20 protein-coding genes are annotated in these 24,891 nt (G+C 70.8%); 12 read left to right on the forward strand and 8 right to left on the reverse strand.

What is annotated here, in order from left to right; translation table 11 throughout:
• Positions 1–10: 10 nt before the first annotated feature.
• The 3 genes from ASG95_RS10275 to ASG95_RS10285 all read left to right on the forward strand — a co-directional run bounded on the left by ASG95_RS10275 (position 11) and on the right by ASG95_RS10285 (position 4,802).
• Positions 11–3,172, forward strand: coding sequence for an MDR family MFS transporter/patatin-like phospholipase family protein (locus tag ASG95_RS10275; protein WP_157581950.1), 3,162 nt, complete (start codon positions 11–13; stop codon positions 3,170–3,172).
• Positions 3,169–3,522, forward strand: a complete 354-nt coding sequence (locus ASG95_RS10280) for an MmcQ/YjbR family DNA-binding protein (protein ID WP_057377400.1) — start codon at positions 3,169–3,171, stop codon at positions 3,520–3,522. Before ASG95_RS10275 ends, ASG95_RS10280 begins: the two co-directional genes overlap by 4 nt.
• A 275-nt stretch (positions 3,523–3,797) precedes the next feature.
• Positions 3,798–4,802 (forward strand): TerC family protein, encoded by a 1,005-nt coding sequence (locus tag ASG95_RS10285; RefSeq protein ID WP_056921260.1) that lies wholly within the window; start codon positions 3,798–3,800, stop codon positions 4,800–4,802.
• Here the strand turns inward: ASG95_RS10285 and ASG95_RS10290 are convergent.
• The gene (locus ASG95_RS10290; RefSeq protein WP_057377401.1) at positions 4,791–5,684 is read right to left on the reverse strand and encodes a DMT family transporter; all 894 of its coding nucleotides are present in this window, start codon (positions 5,682–5,684) and stop codon (positions 4,791–4,793) included. The genes ASG95_RS10285 and ASG95_RS10290 overlap by 12 nt on opposite strands.
• A 488-nt stretch (positions 5,685–6,172) precedes the next feature.
• Between ASG95_RS10290 and ASG95_RS10295 the strand changes: the two genes are divergently transcribed.
• From ASG95_RS10295 to ASG95_RS10305, 3 genes are all read left to right on the forward strand, one after another.
• On the forward strand, positions 6,173–6,661 hold the full coding sequence (locus ASG95_RS10295; protein ID WP_056921121.1) for a sensor histidine kinase KdpD: 489 nt from the start codon (positions 6,173–6,175) through the stop codon (positions 6,659–6,661).
• Positions 6,658–7,308, forward strand: coding sequence for a response regulator transcription factor (locus tag ASG95_RS10300; RefSeq protein WP_056921120.1), 651 nt, complete (start codon positions 6,658–6,660; stop codon positions 7,306–7,308). The genes ASG95_RS10295 and ASG95_RS10300 overlap by 4 nt, the downstream gene beginning before the upstream one ends.
• A gap of 166 nt (positions 7,309–7,474) precedes the next feature.
• Positions 7,475–8,149, forward strand: coding sequence for a response regulator transcription factor (locus ASG95_RS10305; protein ID WP_082592481.1), 675 nt, complete (start codon positions 7,475–7,477; stop codon positions 8,147–8,149).
• Between the two features lie 22 nt (positions 8,150–8,171).
• Here ASG95_RS10305 and ASG95_RS10310 read toward each other — a convergent pair whose 3' ends face one another.
• Together ASG95_RS10310 and ASG95_RS10315 are read right to left on the reverse strand one after the other, a co-directional pair.
• Positions 8,172–8,909, reverse strand: coding sequence for a maleylpyruvate isomerase family mycothiol-dependent enzyme (locus tag ASG95_RS10310; RefSeq protein ID WP_057377403.1), 738 nt, complete (start codon positions 8,907–8,909; stop codon positions 8,172–8,174).
• Positions 8,906–10,732 carry a glycoside hydrolase family 15 protein gene (locus ASG95_RS10315; protein ID WP_057377404.1) on the reverse strand — a complete coding sequence of 609 codons (1,827 nt, stop codon included), beginning with the start codon at positions 10,730–10,732 and terminating at the stop codon, positions 8,906–8,908. The genes ASG95_RS10310 and ASG95_RS10315 overlap by 4 nt, the downstream gene beginning before the upstream one ends.
• 73 nt (positions 10,733–10,805) lie before the next feature.
• Here ASG95_RS10315 and uvrA point away from each other — a divergent pair, with 73 nt between their 5' ends.
• On the forward strand, positions 10,806–13,955 hold the full coding sequence (gene uvrA, locus ASG95_RS10320; RefSeq protein WP_057377405.1) for an excinuclease ABC subunit UvrA: 3,150 nt from the start codon (positions 10,806–10,808) through the stop codon (positions 13,953–13,955).
• 79 nt (positions 13,956–14,034) lie between these two features.
• On the opposite strand, the gene ASG95_RS10325 is transcribed toward uvrA, so the two are convergent.
• The 5 genes from ASG95_RS10325 to ASG95_RS10345 all read right to left on the reverse strand — a co-directional run bounded on the left by ASG95_RS10325 (position 14,035) and on the right by ASG95_RS10345 (position 19,070).
• Positions 14,035–14,754 (reverse strand): ABC transporter ATP-binding protein, encoded by a 720-nt coding sequence (locus tag ASG95_RS10325; RefSeq protein ID WP_056921259.1) that lies wholly within the window; start codon positions 14,752–14,754, stop codon positions 14,035–14,037.
• Positions 14,744–15,718 carry an ABC transporter ATP-binding protein gene (locus ASG95_RS10330; RefSeq protein WP_082592482.1) on the reverse strand — a complete coding sequence of 325 codons (975 nt, stop codon included), beginning with the start codon at positions 15,716–15,718 and terminating at the stop codon, positions 14,744–14,746. Before ASG95_RS10330 ends, ASG95_RS10325 begins: the two co-directional genes overlap by 11 nt.
• On the reverse strand, positions 15,711–16,841 hold the full coding sequence (locus ASG95_RS10335) for a branched-chain amino acid ABC transporter permease (RefSeq protein WP_057377406.1): 1,131 nt from the start codon (positions 16,839–16,841) through the stop codon (positions 15,711–15,713). The genes ASG95_RS10330 and ASG95_RS10335 overlap by 8 nt, the downstream gene beginning before the upstream one ends.
• Positions 16,838–17,824 (reverse strand): branched-chain amino acid ABC transporter permease, encoded by a 987-nt coding sequence (locus ASG95_RS10340; protein ID WP_056921114.1) that lies wholly within the window; start codon positions 17,822–17,824, stop codon positions 16,838–16,840. The genes ASG95_RS10335 and ASG95_RS10340 overlap by 4 nt, the downstream gene beginning before the upstream one ends.
• A gap of 115 nt (positions 17,825–17,939) precedes the next feature.
• Positions 17,940–19,070 (reverse strand): branched-chain amino acid ABC transporter substrate-binding protein, encoded by a 1,131-nt coding sequence (locus ASG95_RS10345; protein ID WP_235543730.1) that lies wholly within the window; start codon positions 19,068–19,070, stop codon positions 17,940–17,942.
• A gap of 268 nt (positions 19,071–19,338) precedes the next feature.
• Here ASG95_RS10345 and ASG95_RS10350 point away from each other — a divergent pair, with 268 nt between their 5' ends.
• From ASG95_RS10350 to whiA, 5 genes are all read left to right on the forward strand, one after another.
• Positions 19,339–19,839, forward strand: coding sequence for a Rieske (2Fe-2S) protein (locus ASG95_RS10350; RefSeq protein ID WP_082592483.1), 501 nt, complete (start codon positions 19,339–19,341; stop codon positions 19,837–19,839).
• Positions 19,840–19,946: 107 nt separating this feature from the next.
• Positions 19,947–21,917 (forward strand): excinuclease ABC subunit UvrC, encoded by a 1,971-nt coding sequence (gene uvrC, locus ASG95_RS10355; RefSeq protein ID WP_057377407.1) that lies wholly within the window; start codon positions 19,947–19,949, stop codon positions 21,915–21,917.
• 28 nt (positions 21,918–21,945) lie between these two features.
• The gene (gene rapZ / locus ASG95_RS10360) at positions 21,946–22,839 is read left to right on the forward strand and encodes an RNase adapter RapZ (RefSeq protein ID WP_056921112.1); all 894 of its coding nucleotides are present in this window, start codon (positions 21,946–21,948) and stop codon (positions 22,837–22,839) included.
• Entirely contained in the window at positions 22,836–23,771 is a 936-nt protein-coding gene (gene yvcK, locus ASG95_RS10365; RefSeq protein WP_057377408.1) for a uridine diphosphate-N-acetylglucosamine-binding protein YvcK, read from the forward strand. Before rapZ ends, yvcK begins: the two co-directional genes overlap by 4 nt.
• A 112-nt stretch (positions 23,772–23,883) precedes the next feature.
• On the forward strand, positions 23,884–24,864 hold the full coding sequence (whiA, locus tag ASG95_RS10370; protein WP_056921110.1) for a DNA-binding protein WhiA: 981 nt from the start codon (positions 23,884–23,886) through the stop codon (positions 24,862–24,864).
• The last annotated feature ends 27 nt before the right edge of the window (positions 24,865–24,891 follow it).

Consider the following 24,891-nt stretch of genomic DNA (forward strand, 5'->3'; position numbering starts at 1 on the left):
GTGGTGATCCGTGGCGACCGTCACTGGTGCAGGGCTGGCGGGCGCCACCAAGGGCGCAAGGGTCCGGAGCGGGACCGTCCTCGCCGTGGCGTCGATCGGCGCGTTCCTGGCGTTCCTCGACGCCACCGTGGTCAACGTCGCGTTCCCCAGCATCCGGGCGTCGTTCGGCGGCGCCAGCATCGGTGAGCTGTCCTGGGTGCTCAACGCCTACAACATCGTCCTCGCCGCGACGCTCATCCTGTTCGGCCGGTTGGCCGACCTGGTGGGGCGCCGGCGGCTGTTCGCGCTCGGGGTCGCGCTGTTCACCCTGGCGTCACTGCTGTGCGCGGCGGCCGGCTCGGTCTGGTGGCTGGTGGCGGCACGCTCGGTTCAGGCGCTGGGTGCCGCCATGTTGATCCCCGCGTCGCTCGCGCTGGTCATCCAGGCGTTCCCCCAAGAACGGCGGGTCCACGCCGTGGGGCTGTGGGGCGCGACCGCCGCTGCCGCTGCCGGGCTCGGACCGCCGATCGGCGGCGCCCTGGTCAAGTGGGGTGACTGGCGCTGGGCGTTCCTCGTCAACCTCCCCGTGGGGGTGGTGGCGTTGGTCGCCTCGCGGCGGCTGCTCGTCGAGAGCCGGTCACCGGGCCGACGCCGGCTGCCAGACCTGCGTGGGGCTGCCCTGCTGGCCGTGGCGATGGGGCTGCTCACCACGGCGATCGTCACCGGCAACGACTGGGGGTGGACCAGCGTCGGAGTCCTGCTGTGCGCCGCGGGCTCGGTGGTGGGGGCGGTCGGCTTCGTCCAGAGCTCACGGGTGCACCCGAGCCCGCTCGTCGACCGGGCCCTGCTGGCATCGCGCGGCTTCGTCGTGGCGAATGCCGCCTCGGGAGTGGCCGGCATCGGCTTCTACGCCTACCTGCTCACCAATGTCTTGTGGTTGCAGTACATCTGGCACTACGACGTGTTCAGGACGGGCCTTGCCCTGGTGCCCGGTGCCGTCGTCGCGGCCGGGTCGGCTGCGGTGCTCGGACCGCTCGCCGAACGCCGCGGTCACCTCGTCGTGGTCGTGCCCGGCGCGCTGGTGTGGGCCAGCGCCTACCTCTGGTATGCCGTCGTGGTCGACCCGACGCCCAGCTTCCTCGCGCAGTGGTTGCCCGGCCAGCTGCTGAGTGGTCTCGGCGTCGGGGCGACCCTGCCGATCCTGGGCAGCGCGGCGATGGCCTCCGTGCCCGGGGGTCGGTATGCGGTGTCGTCCGCCGTCAACACCAGCGTCCGGCAGATCGGTGGCGTCCTCGGCATCGCCCTCCTCGTCGTCCTGATCGGGACGCCGAGCCCGGCAGCGGCCGGTGACGCGTTCCGTCGTGGGTGGGTCTTCAGCGCCGTGTGCTTCGTGGCCTGTGCGGGGGTGTCCCTGCTGGCGGCCGGGGCGCGCGGACGGGCCACTGCGGTCGATGAGGGGTCGGGCGAGGTCGCGGCCGCCCTGCTGTCCGTGCCGGACACCGCCACCCTCTCGCCGGCGCCGGCAGCACGCTCCCTCATGCACGAGCTCGGCGCGGAGGGCCGTGCGCGGGTCGAGGAGGCGGCCGAGTGGATCAGGCTGCAGGCAGGGGAGACTCTCTTCGAGGCCGGCGACCCGGCCGGTGCCGCCTACTCGGTGCTCAGTGGGCGCATGGACGTGGTGACCGCCGACGGCAGCGTGCGGGCGCTCGGCGCCGGCGACGTCATCGGTGAGCTCGCCATGCTCACAGGCCAGCCCCGCAGCGCGACGGTCGTGGCCCGGCGCGACTCCGTGCTGCTGCGGATCGCACCCGACGCCCTCGACCGTGCGCTCGACGAGCACCCCGACACGGCGAGGTCGCTGGTGCGGGTGCTGGCGTCCCAGCTGGCAAGCCCTCCAGCCCGGGCGCGGGAGCGCCAGCCGTCCGTCGTCGCCGTCGTGGGCCTCCACCCGGGTGCACCGGTCGCGGCGGTCGCAGAGGCGCTGCGAGCCGGACTGTCCCGGTGGCACCGCGTGGTGGTGTCGGGGCAGGTCGACGTGGCCGGTCTGGAGCGGCTCGAAGGCGCCCACGACCTCGTGTTGCTGACCGCGGGCCTGGCCTTCGCGGCGGGCGAGCCTCATCACGACGAGGGTGCGGGGGAGGGCCGGGTCGGGTGGTACGCCGCCGCGGTCCGCCAGGCCGACCTCGTGGTGGCCGTCGCCGACGCCGCGACCCTGCCCGGGGACGGCGCTCCGACCGTGCCGCCGGGCGCGGACGTCGTCCTCGTCGGCGGCCCGGTCACTGCCGAGCGCGCCGTGGCCTGGTCGGTGCACCTCGAGGCGTGGCAGGTGACGCAGGTGGTGGCGGCGAGCCCGACCGAGCTGCGGGCGCTGACCGCGCGCCTGGCCGGCCGGTCCCTCGGACTGGTCCTCGCCGGCGGTGGCGCCCGGGCCTTCGCCCACCTGGGGGTGCTGGCCGCACTGGAGGAGGCCGCCATCCCGGTCGACCGGGTCGCCGGGTGCAGCGTGGGTGCCATCGTGGCGGCGCTGCACGCGACCGGCATGTCGGCGGGGGAGGCACGGGAGCACGCCTACACCGGGTTCGTCCGGGGCCGCCCGTTCTCCGACTACACCGTGCCCACGGCGTCGCTGGCCAAGGGCCATCGGCGGCGGCGGGCGCTGACCACCGTCTTCGAGGACACCCACGTCGAGTCGCTGCCGCACCAGTTCCGGTGCGTCAGCACCGACCTGCTGGCCCGGGAGGTCGTCGTGCACCGCTCCGGGCCCGTCGTACCCGCCCTGATGGCGAGCACCGCCCTGCCCGGCCTCTTCCCGCCGGTCAAGGTGGACGGTCGCCTCCTGGTCGACGGCGGGGTGCTCGACAACCTCCCCGTCGCGGCCCTCAGCGCCCGCCCGGAGGGACCGCTGGTGGCGGTCAACATCTCGATGGGTGGGTCGGCGGCACACCGACCGGCCACCGGCACACCGCCCCGACCGCTGCGCACCCCGGCGCTGGGGGAGACCCTCCTGCGGACCATGCTGATCGGCAGCGGCGGCGCCGTGGAGGAGGCCCGGGCGGCGGGAGCGATCGTCATCACCCCGGCACACATGGGTGTCGGCCTGCTGGAGTTCCACCAGCTCGACACCCTGGTCGAGGCCGGACTCGCCGCGGGGCGTCGGCTCGTCGCGGAGTCGGGACTAGCCTCGCTCCTGTGACCCGGTTCGACGCCGAAGCCCTGCGTGACTACTGCCTGGCCAAGCCCGGCGCCTGGGCCGACCGGCCCTGGGAGGGTGACTTCGTCGCCAAGGTGGGGGACAAGATCTTCGCCTTCATGGGCAGCGAGTCGGTCGGCCTGAAGTGCGGCGCCACCCGGACCGAGGCGGACGAGTGGCTCCTGCAGTACCCCGGGGACGCCTCGGTGATGGCCTACATCGGCCGATCCGGCTGGAACACCCTGCGCCTCGGTGGCGCGATCCCCGACGACGAGCTCCGCGAGGCGGTCGACGCCTCCTACGACACCGTCGTCGCCAAGCTCCCCAAGAGCCGCCGACCGGTCCAGGACTGACCAGCAGGCGCCGCACCTCGCCGTCTCGCGCCACGCACCCGAGTTGGGGGACTGGCGCGAGTCTGGGAGACTACTGCTGACCATCGGAGGGGAGTATCCCCACACGCGGTGTCCTCGTCATCACGGCCGCTTGTCGCACGGGCTGATCCAGCCGCGCGGCATACCGACCCGGGGAGCCGGTCCGCACCTCATGGGGCGGGAGAGACCTCCGGCCACCTCGTTGTGACCGGAAGGTTCCCCCTGTGACCGCATTCGTGGCGACCACCGCCACCCAGATGGAAGTCCCCACCTGGGTCTGGTACCTCACCGTCGGCCTGATGGCCGCGGTCCTGCTGTTCGACGTCTTCATCATCGCGCGCCGTCCGCACGTGCCGTCGACCAAGGAGGTCAGCATCTCGCTGGCCTTCTACATCGGTGCCGCGCTGCTGTTCGGCCTCGGCATCTGGTACTTCACCCACGACCAGGCGGGTGGCAAGTTCGCCACCGAGTACTACGCCGGCTGGCTGACCGAGTACTCGCTGTCGGTCGACAACCTCTTCATCTTCCTGCTGATCATGGCCAGGTTCGGGGTGCCGGAGAAGCTCCAGCAGTCGGCCCTGCTCATCGGCATCATCATCGCGATCGCCCTGCGAGGCGTCTTCATCGCCGCGGGTGCCGCCGCGATCAACCGGTTCTCGTGGGTCTTCTACATCTTCGGCGCGTTCCTCATCTACACCGCGGTCAAGCTCGGTAAGGAGGGCGAGACCGACGACGAGGAGTACGAGGAGAACCGCTTCATGAAGTGGGTGGAGCAGCGCTTCCCGGCCACCGACCGGTACGACGGCGCCAAGTTGTTCACCCACATCGACGGCAAGAAGCTGGCCACCCCGATGTTCATCGTCATCATGGCGCTGGGCACCACCGACCTGCTCTTCGCCCTCGACTCGATCCCCGCGATCTACGGACTGACCAAGGAGCCCTACCTGGTGCTCACGGCCAACCTGTTCGCGCTGATGGGCCTGCGCCAGCTCTACTTCCTCATCGGCGGCCTGCTCAAGAAGCTGGTCTACCTGAGCCTGGGCCTGGCCGTGCTGCTCGCCTTCATCGGCGTCAAGCTCGTGCTGCACGCCCTGCACGAGAACGAGCTGCCGTTCATCAACGGCGGCGAGAACGTCCACTCGGCCCCCGACATCCCGATCTCGGTCTCGCTGGGCGCCATCGTGGTCATCCTCGGCGTCACGACGGTCGCGAGCCTGTGGAAGTCCCGCAAGGACGAGCGCGAGCGCCTCTCAGCCTCCTGAGAGGGCCGGGTCGGGGCGCTCGTCACCCCGACCCGCACGGCGCTGGCCGGCGCCCATCACCAGGGCGCTGGCCAGCACCACCAGGGCCATGCCCACGAGCTGCAGGTGGCCCAGCCGCTGGCCGAGGACGACGAGCCCGGCCAGGGCGGCGGCCGCGGGCTCGAGGCTGAGCAGGATGCCGAAGACGCGGGGGCTGAGCGTGCGGAGGGCGGCCAGCTCCAGCGAGTAGGGCAGCACCGACGACAGCACGGCGATGCCGAGGCCCTTGGCCACCGACTCGCCGGTCCAGTCCGGGACGCTCGTCACGCCGAACGGCAGGGTCACGACCAGCGCGACGGCCATCGCCAGGGCGAGGCCCTCGAGCTTCGGGAACTCGCGCCCGGCGCGACCGCTCGCGAGGATGTATGCCGCCCAGCAGGCGCCCGCGAGCGCGGCCAGTCCCAGCCCGGTCCACTCCACGTCCGCGAAGGGGGTGTCGAGCGCCTCGGAGATCAGCACCACCCCGACCGCGGCCGCGACCACCGCAGCCAGGTCACGGAGTCGCCTCGACAGGGCGGTGGCGAGGGCCAACGGGCCGAGGAACTCGACGGTGACGGCCACCCCGATCGGCAGGTGGGCCAGCGAGGAGTAGAAGGCCAGGTTCATCAGGCCGAGCGCCGCGCCGAACCCGAGCACGGTCAGCCAGGCGGCCCGGCGGCGGCCGCGGACCCGGGGGCGGGCGATGGCCCAGAGGATGGCCGTCGCGAAGACGAGTCGCAGGGTGACCGACCCGCCGGCGCCGATCTCGGGGACCAGGGTGGCCGCGAGGGCGCCCCCGAACTGCACCGAGACGATGGCGGTCAGGACGAGGAGCAGCGGCCGGGCCGGCGTCCTCGTGGTCATGGTGGGCGACTCTAGCCAGCCGTGCGGCGGGCAGCGTCCTTCAATACCACCTCCGAACGAAAGATATGCGTTGTTGACCAGCTGTCAGACACAAGTCATCCAAATACTGAGAACGTCCACCCACCGATTTTCACTTAGACCGTTCACATTCGCTGCGCCGTCGCACGGCACGTGAAGCACCCCATGGTGAGAGCAGGCAACCGGCATGTATTGGTGAGGTCACCTAGTCCCTAATGACTATTGCTGCCCGTCTTTTTGAACTCATACCTTTGACCAGTCGCGAACCACAAGGAGACCTCACAGGGGGTGCTGGTCTCCGGTCTGCGGGGTTGTGAGGGACATACATGGCTGCTTTGTTCGAAGATATCCAGCGCCCAGTCGCTGGTGGGGAGATCGACACGGTTCGCGCGTTGCTGCATGACTTGCGGCAACCGCTGGCTGCGATTCTCCTGCTTGCCGGCACCGAAGGCGGTGACGTCGGTCGAAAGATGGACGGCATCGCCGGTCAGGCACGGTGGCTCGCCGAGCTCGTGGAGACGAGCCTCAGCGAGGCCGCTGCCGACGAGGTGACCACCACCGACGTGGGCGCCATCGCCCACCGGGCGGTGGTCCGAGCCCGGGCCACCGCGCACTGTGTCATCAGCATCAACGTGGTCGAGGGCCTCGAGGCCTGGGCCCGTCCGGTGGCGTTGAGCCGGGCGCTGGCCTGCGTGCTCGACAACGCCGTGCGCGCCGCCGGCGACGGTGGTCACGTGCGGGTCGACACCTACACCGACCGTGAAGGTGTCCACCTCACGGTCACCGACGACGGACCGGGGCTCGGCAAGGTCAGCCCCCGCACGTCGCTCGGGCTGACCACCACCCGGGCGATGGTTGCGGCCTGCCACGGGTCGTTCCGGCTGCACGCCGGTGAAGACAGGGGAACCGTGGCCGACATCTGCCTCGCCCAGGCCGAGCTCCGGCGGGTGGCGTCATGAGGATCGTCGTCTGCGACGACCACCTGCTCCTGCTCGAGGCCCTGGGCCTCGCACTGGGCGCCCGTGGTCACGAGGTCGTCGCCCTGGCGGGCACGCCCGAGGAGGCCGTCAGCGCGGTCGCGATGCACCGTCCCGACGTGTGCCTGCTCGACGTGAACTTCCCCGGTGGGACGTCGGTCTCGGCGATCCACGAGATCCGGGAGATCTCCCCGCAGACGAAGGTCGTGATGCTCTCCGCCGAGGCGGACCACGGCATCGTCGGCCGGGCCATCGCGGAGGGTGCGTCGGGCTACGTCGGCAAGGAGAAGCCGATCGTCGAGATCGTCGAGATGCTGGACCGCGCCGTGCGTGGTCAGCTCGCGGTCGAGCCGTCGCTGCTCCAGCGCGCGCTGCGGCCGCAGAAGTCGACCGACGACCCGCTGTGGGCGCTGCAGTTCCTGACCGACCGTGAGTGGCAGGTGATGCGCTGCATCATGGACGGCCAGACCACCGAGGAGATGGCGTCCTCGTTGGGGGTGCAGCGGAGCACGGCCAGGACGCACGTCCAGAACCTGCTCACCAAGCTCGGGGTGCACTCCAGGCTCCAGGCAGCAGCGCTGATGTCGGCCCACGGCTCGCACGAGTCGTGGCCGGTCCACCTGCGCTGACCACCTGCGCCCACGGCACGCTGCGCCGCACTGACCGTCTGGTCGGGGGTTGGGTGTGACGCCTGCGTCACGAGGGACGGGACTAGTCCCATCACCCTTTTGACGTAGGCGCCACTCCCGCACTCGCGTGTTCTGCGGACCGACGGGGTGCGCGACGCTGGGGCACATGCCAGCCCCTGTGCGCGTCTTGCTCGTGGATGACCATGAGGTGTTCGTGGACGCCTTGGCCCTCTGCCTGGGGGACTACCCGGACATCGTGGTCCAGGGGTCTGCGACCACTGTCGCGCAGGGCCTCCGGCGCCTCCGGGAGTCCCCGTGCGACGTCGTCGTCCTGGACCTCGCCCTCGCGGGTGAGGACGGCCTGACGCTGGCGCGCGAGGCCCTGGCCGAGGACCCGACGCTCGGCATCGTCATCGCGACCGGAGCCGAGGCCGGCGACCAGATCGTCGAGGCCGTCCAGCTGGGCGTGCGCGGCTGGGTCACCAAGACCGAGACCGCCGATGCCCTGGTCGACGCGATCCGCGGCGTGGCCCGCGGCGAGACCCGCATCCCGGCCGACCTGCTCGCCGAGGTGCTCGTGTCGCTGTCGCGCGGCCAGCACACGACCGTCGAGCACGTCCAGGGCATCCGCGAGCTGACCAGCCGTGAGCTGGAGGTGCTGGCCTGCCTCGTCGAGGGCATGAGCCGCACCGAGATCGGGCTCCTGCTGCACGTCTCGCCCAACACCGTGCGCACCCACGTGCAGAGCATCCTGCACAAGCTCAAGGTCCACTCGGCCCTGGCCGCCGTCGCGATCGCGCGCCGCGCAGGCATCACCGGAGCGACGGTCCCAGCCGGTTGAAGGGCACCGGCTCCGCGCGGGGCTAGGACCCGCGGGGGAGATGGGGAAGGTCGCCCTCCGGGCTGACCTCGCGGGCGTCCCGTCGCGCCAACCAGAGCAGCAGGCCGGCGCGCGGCCCCCGCACCGTGACCGCTCCGTCAGCCACCACCCACTCGTCGCCCTCGTCGCTGACGACCCTCAGGCCGGGTGCGCCCTCCGTCGTCGCCAGCCGACCTACCGCGTCGTCGACGAAGCCGAGCACCAGCTCGGGCTCCACGTCCCTGAAGGTGAACCCGTCGGCGAGGTCGACGTGGTGGAAGACCACCTCGCGCAGTCGCAGCCGCGGCAGCACGAGCGGAGGGACCATCAGGCCGCCCCGCATCTCGACCTCGGTGACGGCCAGCGGACCAGCGAGGGCGGCCAGGTGGGGTTCCAGCGCGGCAGCCGTGCCGGCCAGGTCGTCCAGGAAGGCTCCGGCCGGGCGGGGGTCGTCGGGGGAGGCCGGTCCGGGCTTCGCGGCGGCCTCCTCGATCGCGGCATCGCGACCCCGGGTGCCGCCGGGGTACATCGGCCTCGGCGCACCGTCGACGGCCCACTGCGCCAGCCGCTGGATGGCCTCGGCGTTGCGGGCCACGTGGGCCAGCACGTGCGCCCGGCTCCAGCCCTCGCACAGCGAGGGTGCCCGCACGTCGGCCAGCGTCGCGGTGTGCTCGACGAGCAGGGCGGTGTGGCGTCGGACGGCCGCGAGGTCGGCCTCGAGGTGGCCCGGGTCGGCCCTCACGGCAGCTGACCCCCTGGCTCGGCGGCGCCCTTCGCCTCCGCCTCCGCGAGGGCGTGGGCGGCGCCGATGAAGGTGAGGTGCGAGAAGGCCTGCGGGAAGTTGCCGACCATCCGCTTCTCGTGGGGGTCGTACTCCTCCGAGATCAGCCCCACGTCGTTGAACAACGCCACCAGCCGGGCCATCAGGTCCCGGGCCTTCGCGACCTGGCCGCACACGGCATACGCACTCACCAGCCACCACGAGCAGGCCAGGAACGGGTGCTCGTCACCGGCGAGGCCGTCCACGCCGGTCTCGGTGCGGTAGCGCAGCAGGAAGCCGGCCCGCATGAGGTCCCCCTCGATCGCGGCGACCGTGCCGAGGACCCGCGGGTCGTCGGGCGGCAGGAACCCCACGAGGGGGATCAGCAGCAGCGAGGCGTCCACCTCGGTGGTGTCGTAGTGCTGCGTGAAGGTGTTGCGCTCGGCGTCGAAGCCCTTCGAGAGGATCTCCTCGCGGACCTGGTCGCGCAGCTCGCGCCAGTGCTCGACCGGACCCTCGAGACCCCACTTCTCGACACCCCGGACGGCGCGGTCGAACGCGGCCCACACCATCACCCGGGAGTGGGTGAAGTGGCGCAGCGGCCCGCGGATCTCCCAGAGGCCGTTGTCGGGCTCCTGCCAGTGCCGGGCGAGGTTCTGCACGAGCGCGCGCTGCATGGCCCAGCTCTGCGTGGACACCTCGAGACCCTTGGCCCGGGCCTCGTCCAGCGCGATCATGACCTCGCCGAGCACGTCGGACTGGCGCTGGTCGACCGCACCGTTGCCGATCCGCACGGGGGTGGAGCCGGCATATCCGGGCAGGTGGTCGAGGGTGCGCTCGGGCAGCCGTCGCGACCCGTTGATGGCGTACATGATCTGAAGGTCCTCCGGGTCGCCGGCCACGGCCCGCAGCAGCCAGTTGCGCCACAGCCGGGCCTCGTCGACGTAGCCCGACGCCAGCAGCGCCTCGAGGGTCAGGGAGGCGTCGCGCAGCCAGCAGTAGCGGTAGTCCCAGTTGCGCTCGCCCCCGAAGTCCTCGGGGAGGCTGGTCGTGGGCGCGGCGACGATGCCGCCGTACCGCGAGTGGGTCATGCCGCGCAGGGTCAGCAGCGACCGCACCACCAGCTCGCGGTAGGGGCCCTCGTAGTCGCAGCGCTCGGCCCACTCGTTCGAGACCCGGATGGTCTCCGCGATCCGCGAGTCGATGTCCAGCGGCGGCGGGACCGGCTCGAACGAGGGGAACCACGTCGTCGAGAAGGTGTGGGTCTCCCCGGCGGCCACCTCGAACTCGTCCTCGTGGTGGCCGTCGTGGGCCCGGGGGAGCCGGCTGCCGCGCAGCACGAGCATGTCGGGCCCCGCGACGGCCGTGATCACGTCGCCGTCGAGCCGGTGGCCCACGCTGTGGGACACCCACGGGCGCACCTTGCCGTAGTCGAACCGGACGATCCACTCGTGCCGCATGGTCACGCTGCCGCGCAGCCCCTCGACGCTGCGGATGATGTCGGCCCGCCCGTCACCGAGCGGCATGAGGTCGAGGACCTTGACGGCCCCGGTCGCGGTCTCGTGGACGGTCTCCAGGACGAACGAGTTCTCGAGGTAGCGCCGGGTGCTCCTGGCCTCCCCGACCGGGCCGAGCAGCCACCGGCCGTGCTCGGGGGTGCCCAGCAACGCCGCGAAGCACGCCGTGGAGTCGAAGCGCGGCAGGCAGAGCCAGTCGATCGACCCGGCCCGGCTGACCAGGGCGGCGGTCTCGGTGTCGCCGAGCACGGCGTACTCCTCGATGGGAGTGTGGGCGTGGGTGGCCATGCGCCGACTGTATGCCGCGGGGTGGGCGTGCGCCCACGGGCTCCGGCGAGCGTTGTCGGTGCGGCCACCTACGATGGGGCGCGTGACTTCAGCCGTACCTGCCCGCCGCCACCAGCACGACCAGCTCATCGTCCGGGGGGCCCGTGAGCACAACCTCCGCGACGTGTCGGTCGAGCTCCCGCGCGACTCGTTGATCGTCTTCACCGGGCTGTCCGGGTCGGGCAAGTCCTCGCTGGCCTTCGACACCATCTTCGCCGAGGGTCAGCGTCGCTACGTCGAGTCGCTCTCTGCCTACGCCCGCCAGTTCCTCGGCCAGATGGACAAGCCCGACGTCGACTTCATCGAGGGGCTGTCCCCGGCGGTGTCGATCGACCAGAAGTCGACCAACCGCAACCCGCGCTCGACCGTCGGCACGATCACCGAGGTCTACGACTACCTCCGCCTGCTGTTCGCGCGGGCCGGTCGCCCGCACTGCCCGGTCTGTGGCGAGCCGATCACCCGGCAGAGCCCCCAGCAGATCGTCGACCGCCTCCTCGAGCTGCCGGAGAAGACCCGGTTCCAGGTGCTCGCCCCGGTCGTCCGGGCCCGCAAGGGGGAGTACGTCGACCTGTTCGGCGAGCTGCAGAGCAAGGGCTTCTCGCGGGCCAGGGTCGACGGCGAGGTCGTGTCGCTGACCGAGCCGCCCAAGCTGGAGAAGCAGGTCAAGCACACCATCGACGTCGTGGTCGACCGGTTGGTGGCCAAGGGTGACGACACCGGGGCCAAGCGGCGCCTCACCGACTCCGTCGAGACCGCGCTGGGGCTGGCCGGCGGTGTCCTGGTCGTCGAGTTCGTCGACAAGGACCCCAAGGACCCCGAGCGCGAGCGGCGCTTCTCCGAGCGGATGGCCTGCCCCAACGACCACCCGCTGTCGATGGACGAGGTCGAGCCGCGGTCGTTCTCGTTCAACAGCCCGTTCGGAGCCTGCCCCAAGTGCACCGGTCTCGGCACCGAGCTCGAGGTCGACCCCGAGCTGCTGGTGCCCGACGAGGACCTGACCCTGGCCGAGGGGGCGATCGCCCCCTGGGCCTCGACCAGCGGGTCGGCCGAGTACTTCCAGCGGGTCATGACCGCCCTCGGCGAGGACCTCAAGTTCGGCATGGACACCCCGTGGAAGGCGTTGCCGGCGCGCGCCAGGGAGGCGCTGCTGCACGGCCAGAACTACAAGGTGCACGTCCGCTACAAGAACCGCTACGGCCGTGAGCGGTCCTACACCACCGGCTTCGAGGGCGTCGTGCCGTTCGTCAAGCGCCGGCACTCCGAGACCGACTCCGAGTGGAGCCGGGAGCGCTACGAGGGGTTCATGCGCGAGGTGCCGTGCCCCGAGTGCGGTGGGGCCCGCCTCAAGCCCGAGTCGCTGGCCGTGCACATCGGCGGTCGCAGCATCTCGGCCATCTGCGCGCTGGCGATCGCGGACTGCGCGAAGTTCCTCAAGGAGGTCGACTTCACCACGCGGGAGCGCCAGATCGCGGAGCGGGTCATCAAGGAGATCGACGCCCGGCTCGGCTTCCTGCTCGACGTCGGGCTCGACTACCTCTCGCTCGACCGGCCGGCCGGCACCCTGTCGGGCGGCGAGGCCCAGCGCATCCGGCTCGCGACCCAGATCGGGTCGGGGCTGGTCGGCGTCCTCTACGTCCTCGACGAGCCCAGCATCGGGCTGCACCAGCGTGACAACCACCGACTCATCGAGACGCTGACCCGGCTGCGCGACCTGGGCAACACGCTGATCGTCGTCGAGCACGACGAGGACACCATCGCCACCGCCGACTGGGTCGTCGACATCGGTCCGGGCGCGGGCGAGCACGGCGGTGTCGTCGTGCACTCCGGGCCAGTGCAAGGGCTCCTCGAGCACCCTGACTCGATCACCGGCAAGTACCTCTCCGGGCGCCTCGAGATCCCGATGCCGGCCGTGCGCCGTCCCCAGGAGAAGGGCCGCGAGGTCACCGTCGTCGGGGCCCGCGAGCACAACCTCCACGGGGTCGACGTGTCGTTCCCGCTCGGCAACCTCGTGGCCGTCACGGGCGTCTCCGGCTCGGGCAAGTCGACCCTCGTCAACGACATCCTCTACAACGTCCTGGCCAACAAGCTCAACGGCGCCCGCCACGTGCCCGGGCGACACAAGACGGTCAAGGGCCTCGACAACCTCGACAAGGTCGTCCACGTCGACCAGAGCCCGATCGGCCGCACCCCGCGGTCCAACCCGGCGACCTACACGGGAGTGTTCGACGCGATCCGCAAGCTGTTCGCCACCACGACCGAGGCGAAGATCCGCGGCTACCAGCCGGGCCGGTTCTCGTTCAACGTCAAGGGCGGGCGCTGCGACGCCTGCTCCGGCGACGGCACCATCAAGATCGAGATGAACTTCCTCCCTGACGTCTACGTGCCGTGCGAGGTCTGCCACGGGGCGCGCTACAACCGCGAGACGCTCGAGGTGCACTTCAAGGGCAAGACCATCGCAGACGTGCTCGACATGCCGATCGAGGAGGCCGCCGACTTCTTCGCCGCGGTCCCCGGGATCGCGCGGCACATGAAGACGCTCAACGAGGTCGGGCTCGGCTACGTCCGGCTCGGCCAGCCGGCTCCCACGCTCTCCGGTGGTGAGGCCCAGCGGGTCAAGCTGGCCGCGGAGCTGCAGAAGCGGTCCACCGGGCGGACCATCTACGTGCTCGACGAGCCCACCACGGGGCTGCACTTCGAGGACATCCGCAAGCTGCTCATGGTGTTGCAGGGCCTGGTCGACAAGGGCAACACGGTGATCGTCATCGAGCACAACCTCGACGTGATCAAGAACGCCGACTGGATCGTCGACATGGGTCCCGAGGGCGGCAACGGCGGCGGCCGGGTCGTCGCCGAGGGCACCCCGGAGCAGGTCGCCCGGGTCGAGGACAGCTACACCGGGCAGTTCCTGGCGCCGATCCTGGCCCGCAGTGCCCGCACCCCGCAGCGCGCGACCGGGGCCAAGCGCACCGCAGCGGCGGCCGCCACGAAGAAGACGGCGACCACGTCCGCTGCCAAGGCCCCAGCCCGCAAGGTCGCGGCCAAGGCGACCACGCCCGCGACAAAGTCAGCCGCCAAGGCCCCCGCCCGCAAGGCGACCACCAAGGCGACCACCAAGGCGGCCACCAAGGCGGCCACCAAGGCGGCCGCGAAGTCGCCGGCCCGCAAGGTCGCCAAGAAGGCCTAGCCACCCCGTGCGAACGGCCCCCCGGTACACACCGGGGGGCCGTTCGCGGTGTGCCGGACGAGCGGCACGGAGGGGGCTCCTAGACGTCGCCACCGAGGTAGGCCGCCTTGACCGCGGGGTCGTTCGCCAGCTCCTGGCCGGTGCCCTCGCGGACGATCTCACCGGTCTCGAGGATGTAGGCGCGGTGGGCGCGCTTCAGGGCCTGGGCGGCGTTCTGCTCCACGAGCAGCACCGTGGTGCCCTGCTTGTTGATCTCGGTGATGATGTCGAAGATCTGCTGGATCAGCTTGGGCGCCAGACCCATCGACGGCTCGTCGAGCAGCAGCAGCTTCGGGTTGGCCATCAGCGCTCGGCCGATGGCGAGCATCTGCTGCTCCCCACCGGACATCGTGCCGGCGACCTGGCTACGGCGCTCCGCGAGACGCGGGAAGAGCCCGAACACGCGGTCCCGGTCCTCCTTGATCTTCGGGGTCTTGCGGTCGGCCCGGGCGTAGGCCCCCATGTCGAGGTTCTCGAGCACGGTCATGCCGACGAAGCAGCCACGACCCTCGGGGGACTGGGCGATGCCGAGCACCGGCCGCTCGTGCGCGGGGGTCGAGGTGATGTCCTGGCCCTCGAACCGGACCGTGCCCTGGCGGACCGGCCGCAACCCGGAGACCGTCTTCATGGTGGTGGTCTTCCCGGCCCCGTTGGCGCCGATCAGCGTGACCACCTCGCCCTCGTCGACCGTGAACGAGATGTTGCGGATCGCCTCGATGCGTCCGTAGTTGACGCAGAGGTTCTCGACCTCAAGAAGCATCTTCATCAACTCCCAGATAGGCCGCGATGACGGCAGGGTTGTCCTGGATCTCCGCGGGGAGGCCCTCGGCGATCTTCTTGCCGAACTCCAGCACGACGATGCGGTCGGTGACGCCCATGACGAGCTTCATGTCGTGCTCGATCAGCAGCACGGTGTAGCCCTGTTCACGGATCGTCTGGATCAGCTCCATCAGACGGGCCTTCTCCGCCGGGTTGAACCCGGCGGCCGGCTCGTCGAGGCAGAGCAGCTTGGGGTTGGTCGCCAGCGCGCGGGCGATCTCCAGACGGCGCTGGTCGCCGTAGGGGAGGTTGCGCGCGAGCTCGTCGGCCCGCTTCTCCAGCCCCATGAACCGGAGCAGCTCGTAGGCCCGGTCGTTGCCCTCGGCCTCCTCGGCCTTGTGCTTCGGGAGCCGCAGCAGCGCCGATCCCATGCCGGTGGAGTGGTGCGCGTCGGCTCCGACGAGGACGTTCTCCATGGCGGTCATGTTGTGGAACAGGCGGATGTTCTGGAACGTCCGCGCGATCCCCAGCTTGGTGATCTGGAACTTCTGGCGCTTGCCGAGCGGCTCGCCCATGAACCGGGCCTGGCCGGAGGTGGGCTGGTAGACGCCGGTCATCACGTTGAAGCAGGTGGTCTTGCCCGCACCGTTCGGCCCGATGAGTCCGAGGATCTCGCCGGTGTTGATGTGGAACGAGACCCCGTCGAGCGCCGTGACACCACCGAACCGGAGGGTGACGTCGTCGACCTCGAGCATCTTGCCCTTGGGCAGGTGCGCCACCTCCTCCACGGAGATGTCGACGGAGGTGTCGGGCACGGCCTCCTCGTCGGGGGGCAGCACCGAGTCGTCGTCGACGCGGGTGCCGCGGTGCTCGTCCGCCTTGGTGACGCTGGCCTCGTCGGCCTGGTCGGCGCGGGTGGGGTCGAGGCGGTCGTCGCCGGCGGGACCCTTGGTGGCGTCAGGCATGCGCCGCTCCTTCCTCGAGAACTTCGGTTTCCTCGTCGGCCCGTTTGGCCCGGACGTTCCGTCGGGCCGGCATCAGGCCCTGCGGGCGGAAGATGGCCAGCGCCATCAGGGCCAGACCGAAGAGCAGGAACCGGGCGTCGGACAGGTCCCGGAACCGTTCCGGCAGGTAGGTCAGCAACGCGGCTGCGACGACGACGCCCCATCGGTTGCCCTGACCACCGACGACGACCATGGCGACGAACAGCACGGAGTAGAGGATGGTGAAGTTGTCGGGGTTGATGAACTGCTGCTTCGTGGCGAACAGCGCCCCGGACAGGCCACCGATGGCCGCGCCGGTGGCAAAGGCCAGCAGCTTGAACCGGAAGGTCGGCACACCCATCAGCTCGGCGGCGTCCTCGTCCTCACGAGTGGCTTCCCAGGCCCGGCCGACGCGGGAGTTCTGCATCCGCCAGTCGAGGAAGAGCACGAAGAAGACCAGGGTCAGCGCCAGCCAGTAGTAGGGGATCGAGTCGACCACCGAGAACTTGATGAAGCGGGTCTGGTTGTCGAGGTCGACCCTGGCGACGAAGCCGTCCCACACGAGGTGAGGGACCCCGAACAGGTCGAGGCTGGGCGGCGTCGGGATGCCGGAGATACCGCGGTTGCCGTTGGTCAGCTTGTCGGCGTTGACCAGGATGAGCCGCACGATCTCACCGAACCCGAGCGTCACGATGGCGAGGTAGTCGCCACGCACGCGCAGGGTGGGCGCGCCGAGCACGACACCGGAGATCAACGTCACCGCCATCGCGGCGGGGATGCACAGCAGCAGCGGCACCTTCGCATGGGCCGAACCCAGCACACCGACGGTGTAGGCGCCGATCGCGAAGAAGCCGATGTAGCCGAGGTCGAGCAACCCGGCATACCCGATCACGATGTTCAGCCCGATGGCCACGAGGGCGTACATCGCACAGAGGAACAGCACCGCGCCGAAATCGGAGTCGGGCGTCGTGATCACCGGCGGGTTGAGGATGGGCAGGAAGTAGACGAGCACGACCACGACGGCCAGCACCAGGAGCCGGCCCCAGCGGGGCAGGGCACGGAACCGGTCGGCCACACCGTGGAAGAAGGACGAGACGGGGTTCATGCGCGCGCCTTTCCGAGGGACTCACCGAGCAGGCCGGTTGGTCGGAACAGCAGGATGACGACGAGCAGCGTGAACGCGACGACGTCCTTCCAGTTCGAGCCGAACAACGCCGAGCCGTAGCTCTCCGCGACGCCGAGCACGAAACCGCCGAGGAGGGCTCCGCGCAGGTTGCCGATGCCACCGAGGACCGCGGCCGTGAAGGCCTTCACACCGAGCAGGAAGCCCGCGTTGTAGCGCGTCACCCCGATCTTGAGGAGGTACATCATCGCCGCGGCGCCGGCCATCGCCCCGCCGATGACGAAGGTCAGGCGGATCACCCGGTCGCGGTTCACACCCATCAGGGCGGCGGCCTCGGCGTCCTGGGCGACGGCCCGGATGCCTCGGCCGAGCCGGGACCGCTGCACGAACTGGTCGAGCACGACCATCATGACGATCGCCGACCCGAGCACGATCAGGTCGATGTTCGACACGTGGTAGTCGAAGATGTAGAAGAGCCGCACGGTCGGGACGTCGAGCGGCAGCGGCGAGGCCTCACGCGGCCGACCGACGTAGTCGGCCAGGTTGTCGTCGGCACCGAACCACTTGAACGGCTTGTCGCGCAGGCCCATCGCCTCCGAGAGCACGTACGAGGCGCCGATCGCGGAGATGAGCGCGATGAGGGGTGGTGAGTTGCGCTTGCGCAGTGGGCGGTAGGCGACGAACTCGAGCCCCAGGGCCACGGCTGCTGAGACGGCCATGGCCGCTGCGAAGCCGATGATCAGGAACGCGACCAGGCCGAGCCCGGTCGCGCCCTTCGCGCCGAGGGCGAGGAGCACCCAGACAGCGGCGAAGCTGCCCCACATGAAGACCTCGGAGTGCGCGAAGTTGATCAGTCGCAGTACGCCGTAGACAAGGGTGTAGCCGAGCGCGATCAGCGCGTAGATGGCCCCGAAGGCCAGCCCGCCGATCGTGTACGCCCAGAAGTTGCTGAGGAGAAGATCCATCGGGCCTCCGTGGTGGGGGACCGCCGCGTCATTTCGACGGGGCCCTGGTCCGGACGGGAACACGGTAGCGGCCAGGACCCCCGTTGCCGAGAGCCCTGGCCGCAATCCGGTCTAACTACTTGATTTCCTGGTCCGGAACGATCTTGCCGCCGGTGACCTTGTAGGCCCACACGGAGACCTCGGCCGGCTCGCCCTTGGCGTCGAACTTGACCGTCTTGGTCACGCCCTTGGCGCTGTACGAGCTGATGAACGACATCATGTCCGCGGAGGACGTCTTGCCGTCCTTGATGGCGGCCAGGAACACGTTCGCGGCGTCATAGGCCTCAGCCGAGTAGGTGGCCGGGTCGGAGTTGTAGGCCTTCTTGAACGCCGCAGCGAACTCGGGGGCCTGGTCCGGGGGGAGGCACGGACAGGTCACGATGGTGCCCTCGGACGCCGCACCGGCGCCCTTGATGAACCCGTCGTCCTTGACGCCGTCGGCGCTGACGAACTGACCGGTGAAGCCACCGCTCTTGAGCTGCTTGACCAGCTTGCTGGCGTTCGAGTAGTAGCCGCCGTAGAAGAACACGGTCGCGCCCGAGGCCTTGGCCTTGGTCACGGTCGGCGAGAAGTCGTCCTGCTTGCCGTCGGCTGCGGTCTGGTCGGTCGCGACCACGGCGGAGCCGAGGTCCTTCTTGACGATGTCCGCGAGGCCCTTGCCGTACTCGGAGGTGTCATCGGAGACGAAGACCTTGTCGGCCTTGAGGATGTCCTTGATGTACTTCGCAGCGGCGGGACCCTGGGTGGCGTCGTTGCCGAGGATGCGGTGGAAGGTCTTCCAGCCGTTCTCGGACAGTGCCGGGTTGGTCGCCGAAGCGGTGATGGTGTTGAGGCCGGCCTGGGCGAAGATCGGGCCGGCTGCCTTGGACTCACCGGAGAACGCGGGGCCGACGATGCCGACGAGCTTCTTGTCGGTGACGGCCTTCTGGGCCAGTCCGGGAGCGATCGACGGGTCGCCCTGGCTGTCGAAGGACACCAGGGTGACCTTGCAGTCGGCGTTCTTGGCGTTGTACTCGTTGACGGCGAGCTCGGCGCCGTTCTTGATGTTGATACCGAGGTTGGCGGCATCTCCGGTCAGCGGGCCGAAGTAGCCGATCTTGAGGTCACACGCCTTGTCGCCAGAGGCGGAGTCACCGTCGCCGGTGGTCCCACCACAGGCAGACAGAGCGAGGGCAGCGGCCACGAGTGGCGCGCCAATCTTGAACACGGAACGCAAGACTCCTCCTGAAGTCATCTGGAGCACGCGGGACAGCCTGCGCCCGCGGGTCACCCCGGTTGGGGTGTGTGCAGACTATGCCGCCGTTCCCCGTGGATGTGGGCACATCGAGCCCATGCGTGACCGTGTCGTTATCACCCCGCCCGTCATATCCACATGAACGTCATGGCAGCGTCACACGTCGTACCCATGTCCGGCCCACACACTGGGCCCCCTTGGTCAGTCCCCGGCAGGGGCACCTCCACCGAAAGGCGCGCGCATGACCACCCCCCACGACACCCCGACCCCCACCCAGGTCGTCGAGCCGGCCGTCGAGCCGGTCACGGCTCCGGGCGCCCGGCCCGCGTCCGGCCCCTCGCGGCGCACCGTGCTGGCGTCCGTCGGCCTCGCCGGGGTCGGCGCGACGGCCCTGGCCGCGTGCGGCGCCGCGGAGGACGCGGCGAACGACGCCGCCGGCTCGGCCACCGACGCGGCGAAGGAAGCCATCTCCAAGGCGACCATCCCGGTCGGCGGCGGCAAGGTCTTCTCCGACCAGAAGGTCGTCGTCACGCAGCCCACGTCCGGTGACTTCAAGGCGTTCAGCGCGGTCTGCACGCACCAGGCCTGCCTGGTGAGCGGCGTCGCCGACGGGACGATCAACTGCGCCTGCCACGGCAGCAAGTACGACATCGCCACCGGCGCCGTGAAGCAGGGCCCGGCCACCACGGCACTGCCCGAGAAGACGGTCTCCGTGAGCGGCGACGGGATCAGCGTCACCTGACCCACCCGCCCACCCCGAGCGCAGGGGGAGGTATGCCGCGTGGTCACCACGCGGCATACCGCTGGGTCGCGGGGCGGGCCGTCGGTGACCCTCCATAGAGTGGAGCCGTGGCTGACCCGTCGACCTACCGCCCGGCGCCGGGGGAGATCCCCGTCGACCCGGGGGTCTACCGGTTCCGCGACTCGGCCAAGCGGGTCATCTACGTCGGCAAGGCCAAGTCGCTGCGGCCCCGGCTGTCCTCCTACTTCCAGGACATCGCCGCCCTGCACCCCCGCACGGCGACGATGGTCACGAGTGCGGCGAGCGTCGAGTGGACCGTGGTGTCCACCGAGGTCGAGGCGCTCCAGCTGGAGTACTCCTGGATCAAGGAGTACGACCCGCGGTTCAACGTCAAGTACCGCGACGACAAGTCGTACCCCTACCTCGCCGTGACGCTCGGTGAGGAGTTCCCGCGGGCGCAGGTGATGCGGGGCGCCAAGCGCAAGGGCACCCGCTACTTCGGGCCCTACGCCCACGCCTGGGCGATCCGCGAGACGCTCGACCTGCTGCTGCGCGTCTTCCCGCTGCGCACCTGCTCCTCGGGGGTGTTCAAGCGGGCCGGTCAGGTCGGACGACCCTGTCTGCTCGGCTACATCGACAAGTGCTCGGCGCCCTGCGTCGGCCGGGTCTCGCCCGAGGAGCACCGCGCCATCGCGGAGGACTTCTGCGACTTCATGGCCGGCAACACCACCCGCTTCGTCAAGCGCCTCGAGCGCGACATGGCGGCCGCGTCGAAGTCCCTGGAGTTCGAGCAGGCGGCCCGGCTACGCGACGACCTCGTGGCGCTGGGCAAGGCGCTGGAGAAGTCGGCCGTCGTGCTGGGCGACGGCACGGACGCCGACGTGTTCGCGCTCGAGGAGGACGGGCTCGAGGTCGCGGTCCAGGTCTTCCACGTCCGCGGTGGCCGGATCCGCGGGCAGCGCGGCTGGGTGGCCGAGATGGACGCCGAGACGGTCCCGGAGATCGTCGGCCACCTCATGCAGCAGGTCTACGGTGGCGAGTCCGGCGACAGCGTCCCGCGCGAGGTCCTCGTGCCGGTGCTCCCCGACGAGGCCGACGCCGTGGCCGTGTGGCTCGGCTCGCTGCGCGGCTCCGCGGTCGACCTGCGGGTGCCCCAGCGGGGCGACAAGCGCACCCTCCTCGAGACGGTGCACCGCAACGCCAAGCAGTCGCTCGCGCGGCACAAGCTGGCCCGCGCCGGTGACCTCACCGCGCGCAGCCAGGCCCTGCAGGAGCTGCAGACCAGCCTCGACCTGGCGGACGCGCCGCTGCGGGTGGAGTGCTACGACATCAGCCACATCCAGGGCTCCCAGGTGGTCGGGTCGATGGTCGTGTTCGAGGACGGCGTGGCCCGCAAGTCCGAGTACCGCCGGTTCGTCATCCGCGGCGAGCAGGTCGACGACACCGCGGCGATGGACGAGGTGCTGACCCGACGGTTCCAGCGCTACCTCGAGGAGCGTGACCAGGCCTCCGACGTCGAGCTCGGGCCCGACCCGGAGGCGGGACCGGAGCGGATCGACCCCGACACCGGCAAGCCGAAGAAGTTCGCCTACCCGCCCAACCTCGTCGTGGTCGACGGCGGGCTGCCCCAGGTCAACGCGGCCCAGGCCGCCCTCACCGCCCTCGGCATCGACGACGTCGCCGTGGTCGGGCTGGCCAAGCGGCTGGAGGAGGTCTGGGTGCCGGGCCAGGACTACCCCGTGATCCTGCCCCGCACCAGCGAGGGCCTCTACCTGCTCCAGCGGGTGCGTGACGAGGCGCACCGCTTCGCCATCACGTTCCACCGCCAACGCCGGTCCAAGGCGATGACGAGCAGTGTCCTCGACGGCATCCCCGGGCTGGGCGAGACGCGGCGCAAGGCGCTGCTCCGGCACTTCGGGTCGGTGAAGAAGGTGCGGGCCGCCTCGGTCGAGGAGCTGCAGGAGGTTTCCGGGATCGGACCTGCACTGGCGGCCACGATTGCGGCAGAGTTGGTCTCGGCGGGCGCGCCCGCCCCGGCGGTCAACCTGATGACCGGGGAGATCCTCGACGATGACTGACCGCCACGAACCAGGAGACGGAGCAGGGATGAGCGAGGAGGAGCAGGCCGGGCACGATCCCGCCGAGCTCGTGATCGTCACCGGCATGAGCGGCGCGGGCCGGTCGACCACAGCGAACGTCCTCGAGGACTCCGGCTGGTACGTCATCGACAACCTGCCCCCGCACCTGCTGGTCTCCCTGGCCGACCTGGCCAACGAGGCACCGCGGCGGGCCGACCTCCCGCGCCTGGCCGCCGTCGTCGACGTGCGGGCCCGCGGCTTCTTCGACCACCTGCAGACGGCGCTCGACGAGCTGCGGGCCCGCGGCTGGCGGCCCAACCTGGTCTTCCTCGACGCCACCGACGAGGCGATCGTGCGGCGCTTCGAGTCGGTCCGCCGGCCCCACCCGCTGCAGGGCGACGGCCGGCTGCTCGACGGGATCATCCGCGAGCGGGCCATGCTCGCCGACCTGCGGGCCCGGGCCGACGTCGTCATCGACACCTCGGGCCTCAACGTCCACCAGCTCGCCAAGAAGGTCCACCCGGTCTTCTCCGGCGACTCCGGGCACAAGGTGCGGATCGCGGTGATGTCGTTCGGCTTCAAGTACGGCGTGCCCCTCGACGCCGACTTCGTCTTCGACATGCGCTTCCTCCCGAACCCGTTCTGGATCCCCGAGCTGCGCAACTTCACCGGTCGCGACGCCCCGGTGGCCGAGTTCGTGATGGCCCAGGAGGGCGCCCCCGAGTTCGTCGACCGCGTCGTCGACCTGATGGAGCCGGTGACCGCCGGCTACATCAGGGAGGGCCGTCGCTACGTCACGCTCGCGGTCGGCTGCACGGGTGGCAAGCATCGTTCGGTCGCGGTGGCCGAGGCGCTGCGCGCCCGGCTGAGCAGCGACGACATCGCCACCTTCGTCGTGCACCGCGACCTGGGGCAGGAGTGAGCGGGCCGGCGGTCGTCGCCCTCGGGGGTGGCCACGGTCTCGCGGCCTCGCTCGAGGCCCTCAAGCTCGTCACCGACGACATCACCGCCGTGGTCACGGTGGCCGACAACGGGGGGTCGTCCGGCCGGCTGCGCGACGAGTTCGACGTGCTGCCCCCGGGTGACCTCCGGATGGCGCTGACCGCGCTGTGCGACGACACCGAGTGGGGACACACCTGGCGGGACGTCCTGCAGCACCGGTTCCGGGGCGAGGGACCGCTCGCCGGCCACGCACTCGGCAACCTCCTCATCACCGCCCTGTGGGACGTCCACCAGGACCCGGTCGTCGGGCTGGACCTCGTCGGGCGGCTCCTGAACGCGCGCGGTCGGGTGCTGCCGATGGCCGCCGTGCCGCTGGAGATCACGGCGCGGGTCCACGGCCTCGACACCGGCGACCCGGACACCCTGACCACCCTGCGCGGCCAGGTCGCCGTGGCCACGACCAGGGGCACCGTGGTGAGCATCGCGCTCGAGCCGCAGGACCCCCCGTCCGCACCCGAGACGATCGCGGCGGTCCTCGAGGCCGACTGGTTGATCCTGGGGCCGGGCTCGTGGTTCACCTCCGTCATGCCGCACCTGATGGTCCCGGCCCTGCGCGAGGCGTTGCACGACACCACGGCCCGCCGACTGCTGACGCTCAACCTCGAGCACTCCGGTGAGACGGCCGGCTTCACCGCGGCGCAACAGGTCGAGGCCCTGGTCGACCACGCCCCCCGGATGCGTCTCGACGCCGTGCTGGCCGACCCCTCCGCCGTCGACGACGAGGCGGGGTTGCGGGCTGCCGCCGGACGGCTCGGCGCCGACCTCGTCCTCGCCCCGGTGGCGCAACGCAGTGCGCCGGGGCACCATGACTCGCTGCGGCTCGCCGCGGCATACCGTGACCTCTTCGGGTAGCGGGGTCAGGGGGCCGCCACCGACATGCTTGACGGACGTGGTTGAGTCGGACGAGCAGGTCGGGGACGAGGGACGGGACCATGGGACGACAGCGAGATGGCAGGATGAACCAATGGCGATGACGGCGCGGGTCAAGGACGAGCTCAGCAGACTCGACGTCACGAAGCCGTGCTGCCGCAAGTCCGAGGTGGCCGCGACCCTGCGTTTCGCGGGCGGGCTGCACATCGTCGGGGGCCGGATCGTGGTCGAGGCCGAGCTCGACACCGCCAACGCCGCTCGTCGGCTCCGCAAGAACATCAGTGACCTCTACGGCCACCCGTCCGAGGTGCTCGTCCTCGCCGCCGGCGGGCTGCGCAAGGGCAGCCGCTACGTCGTCCGCGTGGTCCAGGACGGCGAGGCGCTGGCCCGCCAGACAGGGCTGATCGACGCCCGGGGCCGCCCGGTGCGGGGCCTTCCGCCCAAGGTCGTCAGCGCCTCGGCCTGCGACGCCGAGGCCGCATGGCGGGGGGCATTCATCGCGCACGGCTCGCTCACCGAGCCGGGCCGGTCGTCGGCCCTCGAGGTGACCTGCCCCGGACCGGAGGCGGCGCTGGCCCTCGTGGGCGCAGCCCGTCGGCTCGGCATCCAGGCCAAGGCCCGCGAGGTGCGCGGCGTCGACCGCGTCGTCATCCGCGACGGCGACGCCATCGGGGCCATGCTCACCCGACTCGGGGCCCACGACGCCGTGATGGCGTGGGAGGAGCGGCGGATGCGCCGCGAGGTGCGTGCCACGGCCAACCGGCTGGCCAACTTCGACGACGCCAACCTGCGCCGGTCGGCCCGCGCCGCCGTCGCCGCCGGAGCCCGCGTGCACCGGGCCATGGAGATCCTCGGCGACGACATCCCGGACCACCTCAAGGAAGCCGGGGCGTTGCGGCTGGAGCACAAGCAGGCCTCGCTCGAGGAGCTCGGCCAGCTGGCCCAGCCGCCGATGACCAAGGACGCCGTGGCCGGCCGGATCCGGCGGCTGCTGGCGATGGCCGACAAGCGCGCGCAGGACCTCGGCATCCCGGGCACGGAGGCCAACCTCACGCCCGACATGCTCGACGCCTGAGCCAGCTGCCCGACGCACCCACGAGGA

The sequence above is a fragment of the Phycicoccus sp. Soil803 genome (assembly GCF_001429685.1).
Lineage (GTDB): Bacteria > Actinomycetota > Actinomycetes > Actinomycetales > Dermatophilaceae > Pedococcus.

Coding starts and splice junctions, on each gene's coding strand:
- ASG95_RS10285 (WP_056921260.1), top strand. CDS start 3,798: ATGGAAGTCCCCACCTGGGTCTGGTACCTCACCGTCGGCCTGATGGCC.
- ASG95_RS10290 (WP_057377401.1), bottom strand. CDS start 5,684: ATGACCACGAGGACGCCGGCCCGGCCGCTGCTCCTCGTCCTGACCGCC.
- ASG95_RS10295 (WP_056921121.1), top strand. CDS start 6,173: ATGGACGGCATCGCCGGTCAGGCACGGTGGCTCGCCGAGCTCGTGGAG.
- ASG95_RS10300 (WP_056921120.1), top strand. CDS start 6,658: ATGAGGATCGTCGTCTGCGACGACCACCTGCTCCTGCTCGAGGCCCTG.
- ASG95_RS10305 (WP_082592481.1), top strand. CDS start 7,475: ATGCCAGCCCCTGTGCGCGTCTTGCTCGTGGATGACCATGAGGTGTTC.
- ASG95_RS10315 (WP_057377404.1), bottom strand. CDS start 10,732: ATGGCCACCCACGCCCACACTCCCATCGAGGAGTACGCCGTGCTCGGC.
- uvrA (WP_057377405.1), top strand. CDS start 10,806: ATGGGGCGCGTGACTTCAGCCGTACCTGCCCGCCGCCACCAGCACGAC.
- ASG95_RS10325 (WP_056921259.1), bottom strand. CDS start 14,754: ATGCTTCTTGAGGTCGAGAACCTCTGCGTCAACTACGGACGCATCGAG.
- ASG95_RS10330 (WP_082592482.1), bottom strand. CDS start 15,718: ATGCCTGACGCCACCAAGGGTCCCGCCGGCGACGACCGCCTCGACCCC.
- ASG95_RS10335 (WP_057377406.1), bottom strand. CDS start 16,841: ATGAACCCCGTCTCGTCCTTCTTCCACGGTGTGGCCGACCGGTTCCGT.
- ASG95_RS10340 (WP_056921114.1), bottom strand. CDS start 17,824: ATGGATCTTCTCCTCAGCAACTTCTGGGCGTACACGATCGGCGGGCTG.
- ASG95_RS10350 (WP_082592483.1), top strand. CDS start 19,339: ATGACCACCCCCCACGACACCCCGACCCCCACCCAGGTCGTCGAGCCG.
- rapZ (WP_056921112.1), top strand. CDS start 21,946: ATGAGCGAGGAGGAGCAGGCCGGGCACGATCCCGCCGAGCTCGTGATC.
- whiA (WP_056921110.1), top strand. CDS start 23,884: ATGGCGATGACGGCGCGGGTCAAGGACGAGCTCAGCAGACTCGACGTC.